The 12,087-nt window shown below is 41.0% G+C and carries 12 protein-coding genes and 1 pseudogene; 9 read left to right on the top strand and 4 right to left on the bottom strand.

All coding sequences use genetic code 11. From position 1 onward, the window contains the following. A pseudogene (locus BLV50_RS32700) lies at window positions 1–642 on the top strand (hypothetical protein); the annotation flags it as partial. A gap of 535 nt (window positions 643–1,177) precedes the next feature. On the opposite strand, the gene BLV50_RS33060 reads toward BLV50_RS32700, so the two are convergent. Both BLV50_RS33060 and BLV50_RS06935 read right to left on the bottom strand, forming a co-directional pair. Further along, window positions 1,178–1,435, bottom strand: a complete 258-nt coding sequence (locus BLV50_RS33060; RefSeq protein WP_218135369.1) for a hypothetical protein — start codon at window positions 1,433–1,435, stop codon at window positions 1,178–1,180. Between the two features lie 586 nt (window positions 1,436–2,021). After that, complete coding sequence (locus BLV50_RS06935; protein ID WP_090806665.1) at window positions 2,022–3,779, bottom strand: CocE/NonD family hydrolase; 1,758 nt, start codon at window positions 3,777–3,779, stop codon at window positions 2,022–2,024. Between the two features lie 525 nt (window positions 3,780–4,304). Here BLV50_RS06935 and BLV50_RS06930 point away from each other — a divergent pair. Continuing rightward, complete coding sequence (locus BLV50_RS06930) at window positions 4,305–4,922, top strand: TetR/AcrR family transcriptional regulator (protein ID WP_090806663.1); 618 nt, start codon at window positions 4,305–4,307, stop codon at window positions 4,920–4,922. A gap of 575 nt (window positions 4,923–5,497) precedes the next feature. Then, window positions 5,498–5,626: a sporulation protein YjcZ gene (locus BLV50_RS06920; RefSeq protein WP_082935059.1), complete on the top strand. Its 129-nt coding sequence runs from the start codon at window positions 5,498–5,500 to the stop codon at window positions 5,624–5,626. A gap of 312 nt (window positions 5,627–5,938) precedes the next feature. Here BLV50_RS06920 and BLV50_RS06915 read toward each other — a convergent pair whose 3' ends face one another. After that, the gene (locus BLV50_RS06915; protein ID WP_063567488.1) at window positions 5,939–6,289 is read right to left on the bottom strand and encodes a winged helix-turn-helix transcriptional regulator; all 351 of its coding nucleotides are present in this window, start codon (window positions 6,287–6,289) and stop codon (window positions 5,939–5,941) included. A 128-nt stretch (window positions 6,290–6,417) separates the two neighbouring features. Between BLV50_RS06915 and BLV50_RS33055 the strand changes: the two genes are divergently transcribed. From BLV50_RS33055 to BLV50_RS32690, 6 genes are read left to right on the top strand one after another with little or no spacing between them, the layout of a single operon-like run. Beyond that, a complete protein-coding gene (locus tag BLV50_RS33055; protein WP_090806661.1) occupies window positions 6,418–7,077 on the top strand; it encodes an ABC transporter permease in 660 nt (219 codons plus the stop codon). A 9-nt stretch (window positions 7,078–7,086) separates the two neighbouring features. Then, window positions 7,087–8,001 (top strand): glycine betaine ABC transporter substrate-binding protein, encoded by a 915-nt coding sequence (locus BLV50_RS33050; RefSeq protein ID WP_090806659.1) that lies wholly within the window; start codon window positions 7,087–7,089, stop codon window positions 7,999–8,001. Then, the gene (locus BLV50_RS06900; RefSeq protein WP_256336225.1) at window positions 7,985–8,785 is read left to right on the top strand and encodes an ABC transporter ATP-binding protein; all 801 of its coding nucleotides are present in this window, start codon (window positions 7,985–7,987) and stop codon (window positions 8,783–8,785) included. Before BLV50_RS33050 ends, BLV50_RS06900 begins: the two co-directional genes overlap by 17 nt. After that, window positions 8,782–9,408 carry an ABC transporter permease gene (locus BLV50_RS06895; RefSeq protein WP_090806658.1) on the top strand — a complete coding sequence of 209 codons (627 nt, stop codon included), beginning with the start codon at window positions 8,782–8,784 and terminating at the stop codon, window positions 9,406–9,408. Before BLV50_RS06900 ends, BLV50_RS06895 begins: the two co-directional genes overlap by 4 nt. Before the next feature lie 6 nt (window positions 9,409–9,414). Next, window positions 9,415–10,380, top strand: coding sequence for a zinc-binding alcohol dehydrogenase family protein (locus tag BLV50_RS06890; protein ID WP_090806656.1), 966 nt, complete (start codon window positions 9,415–9,417; stop codon window positions 10,378–10,380). A 29-nt stretch (window positions 10,381–10,409) separates the two neighbouring features. Then, window positions 10,410–10,547 carry a hypothetical protein gene (locus BLV50_RS32690; protein WP_177031131.1) on the top strand — a complete coding sequence of 46 codons (138 nt, stop codon included), beginning with the start codon at window positions 10,410–10,412 and terminating at the stop codon, window positions 10,545–10,547. A gap of 388 nt (window positions 10,548–10,935) precedes the next feature. On the opposite strand, the gene BLV50_RS06885 is transcribed toward BLV50_RS32690, so the two are convergent. Next, complete coding sequence (locus tag BLV50_RS06885; RefSeq protein ID WP_090806654.1) at window positions 10,936–11,955, bottom strand: alpha/beta fold hydrolase; 1,020 nt, start codon at window positions 11,953–11,955, stop codon at window positions 10,936–10,938. Between the last annotated feature and the right edge of the window lie 132 nt (window positions 11,956–12,087).

The following is a 12,087-nucleotide window of genomic DNA, read 5'->3' as shown; positions in this document are numbered from 1 at the left end:
ACCGGTGTGACTGGTGCCACAGGAACAGGAACGACTGGTGCAACAGGATCTACAGGATCTACAGGTGTAACTGGTGCGACAGGCGCAACGGGAATCGGAGCCACCGGAGCGACGGGTTCTACTGGAGTAACCGGTGTCTCAGGTGCAACGGGAACAGGCGCTACTGGCGCCACTGGTGCGACAGGATCTACTGGGGTAACAGGCGCAACAGGCGCAACTCCTACGTTTGTAGACTCATACTTTAATGGTAATATTCAACCTCAGACAATTGCTTCTGGATCAAATATTTTAAATATTACTCCAAACCAATTTACTGCACTTACTTATAATGCAGCAACTAGTGTTTTCACAATACAAAATGCAGGTTTGTACAACATAAGTGTTGTACTAAATCTTGCAGCTGCTACATTACCAGGAGCAACAATTGGGCTATCGCTAAATAATTCTACAGCATATCTGGCTGCTGCTGTAACCACGGCAACAAGTGGTCAATTGGTTTTAGTTCAAGTTGAGTCCTTTGCTGTTGGAGATACAATTCAATTTAGGAATATATCTGGGTTTCCTATTACCATTGCTAATTCATCAGTAATAGCTAACAGCGCAGGTCATGTAACTATTTCAAGGTTCTCGGCCTTCTTTTGATCATTTATACAATTATATGATGGCGACAAGGCGTGCATTAGGCTGACTAAACCAGACTCTTGCACGTTAGCTATCCAACATCAGTTGATGATAAAAAACGAAAAAAAGAAAAGAAATAATTGCGCAATATATATCATTGAATGGTAAGTGTTTTGTTATTTTTTACTCACTGAACGAGGACATTTCCAATTAGGGATAAAATAAATGACTTATAATCGAGCTCTGGTCAACATACAGATGAAATTTCGAGAAGGTGAGGTTGTACAGCGTTTCATCCGTGAGGGGGATAAATAATTTGTTAAGTCCATCAAACGGTTGAGGGGATCGGGCAGCTTATTATGGATCTTGTGAGATACTTAGCTGGCTTGCCAAAGAGGAACGTAGTGGTATTAAGCAAGCACAGGCTGAAGGTATTGCTGAAGCCACGAAATAAAGGGATCACATGGGGCCGCCACAAATGAATTTGAATACACTTACAGTAGGTCAGCGGGGCATCCTGAATGCCGAGTATCTCAACTGGAAGAATAATGAGCTGTCAGCTGTAGAATTTATGTTCAGCAGTGCTTGTACTATAAAAAGGGGATTGCATCATCCTCGTAGGTAAATCTTGCATATCAGTTGCATTCACATAATCGCTTAACGCAGACAATCCTGATACTTTATGGTAGTTATAGATGTTCGTGGTTGACGCAAAATGCGCAGCGCTAGAAAGTCCAATAATAACAGCAAAACGCGTTATAGTGTAATTTGAGTTTTCCAATAATTGTTTCGTCTTCTCAAAATGTTTTTTCATGACATATTCCAATTAAATTATCGTTATGCTTGAGACGCGTTTAAATGTGTGATGAAGGTAATACATATTGATGTGCAAATTTTCTGCTATTAAGCTGAGTGTTAAGTGTTCTTATAGTTTTTATCGCATAAAAAAACTTCCCATGGAGAGGAGAATTATATCGATCCAGATAAGTGGAATCTGCTAATAATGAAATTTTGTGAGTTTTATAGTATCGGGGAAAAGGTACATCCGTCTAGATTGGCTCCAGTCTTTGCACCACCTGTCCGTTAGTGACAATGTTCCTGCCAATGACCCTCATTTAACAAGAACAGGCGCTCAACAGCACGTTTAGCTATATAGAAGTGCTGTTGAGGAGCATAGTGTCTGATACACAGTACGAAGAAGGGATGATGAAGGGAAAGGAAGCAAGAAGCATTACGAGGTTAAAAGTTGATCTTCCACAGCACTTACACAAAACAAGCCGGAATTCCTTAGCATACAGAATTTCCAGCTTGTTTGATTTATCGTACGTTTTTCGCGTTTTGTTGGTGGTACCCCCAATGGGACATGCAGACTGCGTTTCTCAAGGACGGATGACTAAAAATTATTTTCTAAAAGGGAGCTGCAAAAACGAATCATACTGTCCGCCGCAGTGAATAATATGCTTACCATGATTTACCGGTGGTGCGGCAGGTGTACCCGGCATTATGCCACCGACTTCATCCTTGGCGCTTACAATAAAGCGAAGTTGCTCTCCCGGATAAAGGAGCATTCCAATTGGGAACATCTCAATTTCAATCTCTACAATCTCACCCTTGTGGAGTTTTTCTTCACGATCAAAAGTATATGCAGGTACTTCATTTGTACTCTTTTCTTCATCAAGGTGTCTCATTGATACACGAAGACGACCATTGCTTCCTTTATATCTTAAAACACTTCCGCCGCGGTCTGTTAGATCATGCATCCTTGCAGTCATATTTGGAATTACAAACTGCTGAAGGTGATTTCCGAATTTATCAAGCTTATAGAGATATACAAGTATATCCATATCATCGCTTCCATCAACTTCAACATAAAGTTTTGCTTTAGGATAACCGACAAGTTCTGTCTTTTCCTCTGCTTTATAAAGGAATGATGCCTGTGCAAGAGATGCCTCACTATCATAAATTGCAGGTATATCTATTTGGGCAAGTGTTTCTGAAAGAGTACGAGTAACTCCGTTAAGATACATCTTCTTGTATACCGTTCCTTCTGGTGGAAACGTTTCAGCTTCTATACCTTCGTAATGACCGCCTTCAAAATCATGAAGCGCATACCGCACCACAGGTGTTTTCTCCCAGCCATTATCTATTCCCTTAAGGAAATGGTCGAAGAATTTAAGGCGATCTTCCTGCTGTTCTTCCTTGTAGAAATCCGGCCATTCCTGATTGTCATGGATACGGAGCCATTTGTTTTCCTTTGGCATATTTCTCCAAGCACGAAATGTGCCTGGTGTGTGCAATGTATTGCTGTAACTTGCTACAACATAAGCAGGGCAAGTTATATTCTCGAATCTAGCAATTTTATCCTCCCATAAGTCACAGTTGGCAAATGGATATTTAAGTCCTTCATCATGTACATCTTCTCTCCTAACAGCTTCACCGGCATGTACATGGTTAACCTGCAGACGAGATGCAAAGTTTACATCAAGTATACCACCGCGACGAATGAGGTCACGATAAGCATCTCCCAAGCCTTCCTCCGGATTTATTGCTGCAAGGTGGGGCGGCTGCTCAGCAGCAATAAACCACTGTGAAAATGCAAGATACGAAGTACCGCTTGTAGCGACCTTTCCGTTACACCATTCCTGTTCTGCAAGCCATTCAATAAGATCATAGCAGTCACGAGCCTCTTGTGTACCAATCATAAATATATCGCCTTCAGAATGAGCAACTCCTCTCGGATCAGGATTGCAAACTGCATAACCATGATTGCACCAGTAAGCGGGGTCACTGCCTTCGAACTTATGAAGACCCGAAAGTTCTGAATCAGGTATACCAATCATACCAAAAAGATTTGTGTATCTTGGGGCTGTGCCGGCTGCCTTTCCATAAGGACTCCAAGAAATAATAACAGGAACCTTTTCTGCTCCAGAGGGGCGGAAAACATCAGTGTAGATGGTAACACCATCTCTAAGTTTTACCGGTACATCTTTTTCAAAAATCACATCACACGGCAGTGGCATAAAACGTTGATCTACTTGATAGCCTTTCTTTAGCACCGTTGTACCCGGGTTAAATTGGCTCAGTATACCGTGCTCTACTCCATCATCGATATATTCGAATGATGGGTTGAATAACATCATTTCTTTTACTTTATCCATAGTTGCTTCCTCCTTAAAATTGAATTGCATTCTTTGATTTAAAAATCTTCTCTCGTTAGTTGATATCGTCTCCGTGCATCAAAACGTTATTCGCATTTTAGAAAACCTCGTTTGGGGTACGGAAGAAATTTACCAGGCTTGTCCGGATGTAACAAATTTACATATAATATAATCCTTCATTTTGAGGGGAACATCCTTTTCGATGATTATCTCTTGATTTTCATAAGTGAAGTAGTCACGACTATTTTGCTCAAACCTTATACAGTGTCATGGGGATGTGTTGGTTTCAACTTTGCATGAAAACTCCGATTATTTATATCGAATTTTGCTTAGCTTTTATATTCGTTTTAATTTTGCCTGTATCCCCTCCCAGATGATAAGTTATAATAAACGAACAACCTGTTGTTTATTACACTTCGAATTATAAAATTGGAGAAGTCTATGTTCAATAATTAAAAATGCCAAATGTGTTGGTTACGGAACACCTTTAATGATTGTGTTGGATAAAATTAAGGAGGAATTTACTTGCGCAATATTAACCCTGATTTACGTGTCATTCGGACAAAAGAATCCATTCGACAAGCACTAGTTGAACTAATAAATGAAAAAGGTTTTAAAGCAATTACGGTTAAAGACATAACAACGAAGGCGAACATTAATAGAGGTACGTTTTATGCTCACTATCAAGACAAATTTGATTTAATGACTAAATGTGAGGAAGAAATTATGCTTGATATGTCCAGAATTACAAAACAAAACTATCCAAGTGTTATTGCCGCACTTGAAAGTGACTCTGAAAAATTAATTCCATTTTCCTTAACCGTTTCAATATTTGAGTATTTAAATTTGAATGGTGGATTTATGAAAGCTGTGTTAGGTCCAAACGGGGATTTAACATTTCAAACCAGATTGAAACAATTTATGTGGGAAACACTCTATGGAAATAATCCAAACTCATTTGTAAAAGAAGAAAATCTTCTTGTTCCAGGACAATATTTAGCTGCTTATATGGGGACTGCAATAATAGGGGTAATTCAGCAATGGTTGGAAAGTGGTACGAAAGAAACTCCTCAAGAAATGGCTTGTATCTTAACGACCATATCAGTTAATGGTCCATTCTATGCAGCTGGTTTAAAAAAATAATTCATTACAAAATCATTCATTGTAGAGAACGCCGAAAACAGCCTGTGTTTATTAAATGACCCCTAAATTTCATTTCAAACCGTTGGCAAAAGCACGTCTACGATGATGGAGGAACGATCAACCGGCATTATTACGAAATGGCCGTTCTGACAGAGCTGCGCAATTACGTTCGTTCCCATTGTCGGGAGCCGTCAGTATAAAGATTTCGAGAAATAACTTGTGCCGAAAGAGGATTGGAAAGGTTATAGAAACTCTGATGGAACTTTTCTTGAGTTTGTAAGATAAGAAGATGTAATTGAGGGAAAATCTTGATAATTATTATTCACATCTTATTTTTATTAGCATATCTTAAAGTAACACCTTTTTTTCTTCATTGGTATTCCAAAACCACGCTTTGGCGGGGGTTTTGTTTGTCGAATTGAAAAAGGGTGATACTCTTGTTCTAACATAACTCGTGAATACGATAACAAGACGAGATTGAACTAAACTCTCTTGTAGAAACCTTTCATTTTAGCCGTGTCAAATTAAACATTTCTGAATAGCTTAATATATATCGAAAATGAGGGGGAAGAAATATGAGTGAAGTTGGATATGAGTATGGCAATGGAAGTATCGGAGGGTTTGGTGGAGGTTATAGTAGCACAGGTGCAATATTGGTACTCTTCATCCTGTTAGTCATCATTTCTAAAGCATTCTTAGTTTAATATAGTAAACTTTAAAAAATTTCCGCTACATTTCCTTGGCGGAATTTTACATAGAACCAAGTAAAGGCTAAAAACTAACCCGGATAATTGGAGAAATGAATTATAACGATTGCCGGAATGGGTAAGAACATGTTCCCATTACCGATTAGATATCTATCTAATCTTTTTTTCCTCAGCGGAGGTGCTTATAAAACCTGCTTTTTATACCTTTAGTTAGGAAGCATGAACACTTTTACAATTTCACAAAAGGACTCACCAAAAAACGAGCGCATCCTGAACATGGATTCGCTCATTTTTCTACTATCCGTAATCCTATTCGTCTGTATCGGTCGAAGTATCCTCATTGAGCTTTTTATAATCCATTCCCCATGTTTCCATCACACTAATGATGGGTCTCAGCGTATTACCTAAATCGCTCAAGCTGTATTCGACTCTGGGCGGTACCTCCGCATAGACGGTACGAATGACGATACCGTCTCCTTCCATGGAACGCAAATTTTCGGTCAATACCTTTTGGCTAATTTCCGGAATACTTTTGCGAAGCTCACCGAACCGTTGGGTTCCTTTCAGAAGATCTCTCATGATAAGTAATTTCCATTTGTTACCTATCAAACCGACAGTTGTTGCTACAGGGCATTCAGGCAACTCTTTTTTGGTAAACATTTAAGCTAATCCTCCAATAGTTACTTTTTGGTTCCTATCTAATAAAAAGGTGCCTACTTTCAAAACGATTATAATGCTTATATTATAAAGCTGTCGAGGGAAAAGCAACTTGAATGAAAGGAGGGAACATGTTGCAAGAAAGCTTGGGAATGCAATTGGCAACCTATTTCTCAGACAATTGGAGTGCTTTCTTCGCTCTGGGGCGAGAGCATATAGAGGTCAGTTTACTGGCATTGCTTTGTTCTGCATGGATCGGAATTACACTGGGATATCTGACCATCACATACAAACGCTCGGAAAAGTGGATTGTATCGCTGATTCAGATTCTGCGGATTGTGCCTAGCCTGGCTGTTTTACTCCTATTAATTCCGTTGATGGGCACTGGCATGAAGCCAGCATTGGTTGCTTTAATCTTATTGGGGGTACCTCCCATATTGATGAATACCATTTCCGGTTTGAATCATATTCCTCAATCTGTTCTTGAATCTGCTATAGGGGCGGGGATGTCTGATCGTCAAATGATGTGGAAGATCAAGTTCCCTCTTGCTGCACCACTCATTCTGACAGGAATCAAAACAGCTGCCATTGAAATTATCGCCAGTGCCACCTTGGCAGCCAAGATCGGAGCTGGTGGATTCGGTGAGATCATTTTCACCGGTCTAGGACTCAATCGAATCGATTTGCTTCTAATTGGCGGGGGATCTGTGGCGATATTGGCCATCTTAATCGGAGTCTTGCTTGATATATCCGAACGAATGTTATTTCGATATCAATTTTTGCAAAGGTAGGAAAACGACATGAAAAACAAAAAGAAAAAAATCTATATCATAACTTCACTTATCATCGTATTATCGCTCCTGTTGAGCGCCTGTGGTGAGCAAAAAAATCAGCCTTCGGAAAATAAAGAGACATCAATTCGAATCGGCACCAAAGATTTCACTGAAAATCTGATTGTGGGAGAACTTTACGCCTTGGCCTTGGAGGATGCCGGCTACCAAGTAGAGCGTGTACCTAACATTGCGGGATCTGTGATCCATTCTTCCATTGTGAATCAAGATATTGATATGTATCCGGAATACACAGGCACCGGTTTGTTAGCCATCCTGAAGCTGGAGTTGTTGACTGATCCGGATGAAGTATATGCCAAAGTGAAGGAAGAATACAAAAAGCAGTTCAACTTAACCTGGCTCGACTATTCCAAAGCCAATGATGGAGCAGGGCTCGTCATACGTGCAGAAGCCTCGGAACAATGGGGAATTAAGACGATTTCTGATTTGCAAAAGCATGCAACCGAGCTTCGATTTGCCTCTCAAGGAGAAGTGGATCAGCGTGCCGACGGTATTCCAGCATTGGAAAAAGTATATGGCAAGCTAAACTGGAAGTCCTCCAAAGTCTACGATAATAGTCTGAAATATGAAGTGCTTAAAAATAATGAGGCAGATGTTGCACCTGCATATACGACGGAAGGAGAACTCGTAAATAAAGATCAGTACATCCTATTGGAAGATGACAAACAAGTATGGCCCCCTTATAACTTGGCTCCTGTCATCCGTGATGAAGTACTGTCTGCACATCCAGATATTGCTGAAGTCATCAATAAGATCAGTTCGGCACTGGACACAGACACGATCACGGCACTTAATGCCAAAGTTGATGTCGATCAAGAAGAATATGAAGACGTCGCAAAAGCCTTCTATGAATCCATCCAATAAACGTAGTGGTAACATGGGGCCACCAGCCATCAAATTTCATAATGTGTGCAAAACATATTCAAAATCCAATGAATACGCAGTGAATCATGTCAATTTGTCTATTGAAGAAGGGGAGTTTATTACCATACTGGGCTCCTCTGGATCTGGAAAAACGACGCTTTTGAAAATGGTAAACCGTTTGTACGAACCTTCTCAGGGGAACATTAAGCTGTTTGGAGAAGACATTGTATCCATAGATCCCGTGATGCTAAGAAGAAGAATCGGTTACGTCATTCAGCAGGTTGGGTTGTTCCCACATATGACCATCGCGAAAAATATCGCTACCGTACCTCGTCTGTTGAAATGGGATAAAGAGAAAATCGAGGAGAGGGTCTCCGAACTACTGCATCTGGTGGGACTGGACCCTCGGACGTATGAACATCGCTATCCTTCACAATTATCGGGAGGGCAACAACAGCGAATTGGACTCGCCCGAGCTTTAGCGACCAATCCTGCGATCATGCTTCTGGACGAGCCTTTTGGTGCTTTGGACGCGATTACCCGTCTACATTTACAGGATGAATTATTGAAAATTCATGGAGGGTCGAATAAAACCTTCCTGTTCGTCACACATGACATTAATGAAGCGTTCAAGTTGGGCACCCGGGTCATAATTATGAATCAAGGGAAAGTGTGCCAGTTTGACACGCCTAAAGAAATCGTTAATCATCCTGCAGATGAATTCGTAGCGTCGCTTATTCAATCTTCAAGGGAGCAAGAACGTTTCTGGGAGGCCTTAGAATGATCGATTATGCCATCAAACATCCAGATAAGTGGGGAAGCGCACTGTTCGAGCATGTGGAGATACTTGTCATAACCATGGTGATCTCAATTATTGTCGCCGTGCTTCTAACCATCGTAATCCTGACTTCCGACTGGGTGTCACGCATTTTCATTTATGTTTTTTCCATTTTGTATTCCATCCCCAGCCTGGCTTTGTTCACCATCATGATTCCTGTGACGGGACTGGGTACAACGACGGCAATCATCGTGCTGATTCTATATAATCAATACATTCTTCTGCGCCACTTTATCGCAGGTTTGAATCATGTGGAACAACCTATTATTGAGGCAGCTACCGGGCTGGGCATGAGTCGTATGCATATATTGATTCAGATTCGGGTACCCTTGGCGATTCAAACCCTTTTTACAGGACTGCGACTTGCCTCCGTATCTACGATTGGCATGGCGACCATTGCTGCATTCATCAATGCTGGCGGGTTAGGAACGATCTTATATGATGGTTTACGCACCATGAATATCGATAAAATTCTGTGGGGAAGCATCCTGTCCGCAGGACTTGCCTTGGCGACAAATACATTATTCATTCAGTTGGAAAAACGAATCTACATCGGAGCGGGGAGATGAATTTTGATGAAAGCAGTTGTACTGGAAGGTGCCTGTGCACCTGAAGAACTAAAAGTACGGGAGGTTCCCATTCCCGAAGTTAAACCAGGCTGGGTATTAATCAAGATCAGAGCATTTGGCATTAACCGCTCGGAAATGTATACAAGGCAGGGGCATTCACCATCCGTTCAATTTCCACGGATCATTGGTATTGAGTGTGTGGGGGAGATCGAGGACGCATCGGACAGCACTTTCCAAAAAGGACAGCATGTCGCTTCTCTGATGGGAGGGTTGGGGCGAGAATTTGATGGAAGCTATGCCGAGTATGTTTTGATTCCTTCAGAGCAGGTGTATCTCATTCCTGGTGGAATGGAGTGGACTACGCTCGCTGCCATTCCAGAAATGTATTACACGGCATATGCATCTTTATTTGAAAGTCTTCAATTAACTAAAGGAGAAGTGCTTCTCATTCGAGGCGGGACCAGTTCCGTTGGTCTGGCTGCCCTCCAGCTTGCCAAAAGTGTAGGAGCCACCGTTATATCGACCACTCGTGACAGCGGAAAGCTGACATATCTTCAGCAGGCGGGTGCGGACCTCGCATTACTTGATGATGAACATTTTACGAATAAAGTAGTTGAAATTGCTCCAAATGGAGTGAACAAAGTGTTGGAATTGATCGGGACGGTGACCTTGAAGGAATCTTTGAAATTGGTCTCAGAACGAGGAATCTTATGTATGTCAGGCATATTAGGCAATGAATGGACCCTCGATTCCTTCGAACCATTGATTGATATACCAACAGGTGTTTTCTTTACGGCTTTTACAAGTGAAGTTATTAAAGAAACGGTGCTGGTCGATCTATTTAATCATATAAAGGACCATGCACTTATTCCGCCCATTGCTAAAGTGTTCAAACTAGAAGCAATAGCAGAGGCTCATCTGTTAATGGAGAGTAACTCAGCAAATGGCAAAATTGTAATCACGAATGAATAGGATGTGCCTAAAAGAAAGGAAGAATAAAAATGAATTTCAATCCTAAAAAAACAGCATTATTAATTATTGATTTGAACCCAGAGCTGGTGCGGATTATGGATATCAAGTGGTTATTGCAACGGATGGAACCTCAACTATTAGGGAGGAATGGCAATACTATGCAATGAACAACGTGGCCACTAAAATGACAACTGAAGAAAAAATTGTCCGAGGACAAAAGCTTGTTCCTATTCATAGGAAGGTTAATTGAATTTTGTCACATACTTCAAGTATGCGAACGATAAAAAAAGTAAGGTTGACTTACAAGATTCAAGACATGTTACAGTCTCTTTGTTTACAAAACCTAACATCATTCAATGTGGATAAAAACTAGAACTTCAGACTTCATTTAATTCGTTAAAGCTAGTAAAAACACAGAAAAAAAAGAAGAGGTCGAACCAGTAGGATCTGGTGACCTCAAATACGTTAGATTAGGTTGTTAATTCATGAGAGAAATATACCGGCTAAAAATAGGGATCTTGTTATGCCTGACAGACATCCAATACAGATAACGATCTATTCTTTTGCGCTATGTGACAACAATTGCTTCAGATTGTCATCAATAAATTGATTATCGGTACTGTTGATTCCACGACCGGCAAAATGGCCCCATTTCGATTGTATTGGGTTAAAGGTAGCGTTGGGTATGCGCTCAGCTTCGTATTCATTGTCGTCCGCTGTGCAGAAGAGATCCGTGCTCCCCGGCATGATACAGGCAAGAGCTTTTATGCTCTGAAGTGCTTTATCAAAGTCTCCCTTATAGGAAGGGTTGGCACTAATATCTGCATGTTGGCCTGTCCATAACATGGACAGAACATTGTGCGGATCCATATTCATAAAGCTCTCTTCCCAGACACCAGCTACAAAATCCTCCAATGTGTCAAATCCCATCTCACGATAAAGCTCTTCTCTATAAAACGCATGCGATAGTCCCCATCCTGCATAGACCCGGCCAACGGCGCGCATGTCAGTAGAAGTCAATTGGTTTAGTTTACTTGAGTCGAAGCGGACTGCAGATAGCAGGGAAGCTTTTACACCTTCCAGAACTACATATGTGTGAGGCCAAGGTTTGGCGATTCCCCCGAAAGGTGCAATTCGTTCGACCATCTCTGGATAACTTGCACCCCATTGAAATGCCTGAATGCCGCCCATGGACCACCCTACGACGAGAGCAATCTTTTGAATGCCGAATTTCTCGGTCAGCAGTTGCTGCTGAAATCTAACGTTGTCATAAATGGTTACCTGTGGAAAATTAGCCCCATCGAATGGATGAGGTGTGTTACTGGGAGATGAAGATAGTCCATTGCCCAGCAAATTTGGAACGATAATAAAATATTTCTCTGGATCCAATGCCATCCCGCTGCCAATTAGCCATTCATTTTGAATATGCTGATCCCCAAAAGCAGTTGGATAGACGATAACATTATCTTTCTGTCCATTTAATTTTCCGTAAGTTTTATAAGCAAGAAAAGCGTTAGGTAACGTCACTGCTGATTGTAAGAGTACATCACCCAAATTAAAAATTTCATAGTCCATCGTATGGTCGCTCCCTTCAAAATGAAAAACCACATGTCACTGTGATCTCTTGTGCTCAGTATAGAGCCATGATACCATCAATAAAAGTGAATAGAATTCAAGATAGTATTCAATATAATTGAAAGATGAAGG

It is taken from the genome of Paenibacillus sp. 276b, assembly GCF_900107875.1.
GTDB lineage: Bacteria > Bacillota > Bacilli > Paenibacillales > Paenibacillaceae > Paenibacillus > Paenibacillus marchantiae.
Note: the sequence above shows the minus strand (reverse complement) of the source record. Positions and strands in the feature narration are given on the sequence as shown.

Bases quoted from the DNA above. Each gene is read 5' to 3' on its own strand.
- BLV50_RS06935 (WP_090806665.1), bottom strand. From the start codon at position 3,779: ATGGATAAAGTAAAAGAAATGATGTTATTCAACCCATCATTCGAATAT.
- BLV50_RS06890 (WP_090806656.1), top strand. From the start codon at position 9,415: ATGAAAGCAGTTGTACTGGAAGGTGCCTGTGCACCTGAAGAACTAAAA.
- BLV50_RS32690 (WP_177031131.1), top strand. From the start codon at position 10,410: ATGAATTTCAATCCTAAAAAAACAGCATTATTAATTATTGATTTGAAC.
- BLV50_RS06900 (WP_256336225.1), top strand. From the start codon at position 7,985: ATGAATCCATCCAATAAACGTAGTGGTAACATGGGGCCACCAGCCATC.
- BLV50_RS06920 (WP_082935059.1), top strand. From the start codon at position 5,498: ATGAGTGAAGTTGGATATGAGTATGGCAATGGAAGTATCGGAGGGTTT.
- BLV50_RS06915 (WP_063567488.1), bottom strand. From the start codon at position 6,289: ATGTTTACCAAAAAAGAGTTGCCTGAATGCCCTGTAGCAACAACTGTC.
- BLV50_RS33050 (WP_090806659.1), top strand. From the start codon at position 7,087: ATGAAAAACAAAAAGAAAAAAATCTATATCATAACTTCACTTATCATC.
- BLV50_RS06885 (WP_090806654.1), bottom strand. From the start codon at position 11,955: ATGGACTATGAAATTTTTAATTTGGGTGATGTACTCTTACAATCAGCA.
- BLV50_RS33060 (WP_218135369.1), bottom strand. From the start codon at position 1,435: ATGAAAAAACATTTTGAGAAGACGAAACAATTATTGGAAAACTCAAAT.
- BLV50_RS33055 (WP_090806661.1), top strand. From the start codon at position 6,418: ATGTTGCAAGAAAGCTTGGGAATGCAATTGGCAACCTATTTCTCAGAC.
- BLV50_RS06895 (WP_090806658.1), top strand. From the start codon at position 8,782: ATGATCGATTATGCCATCAAACATCCAGATAAGTGGGGAAGCGCACTG.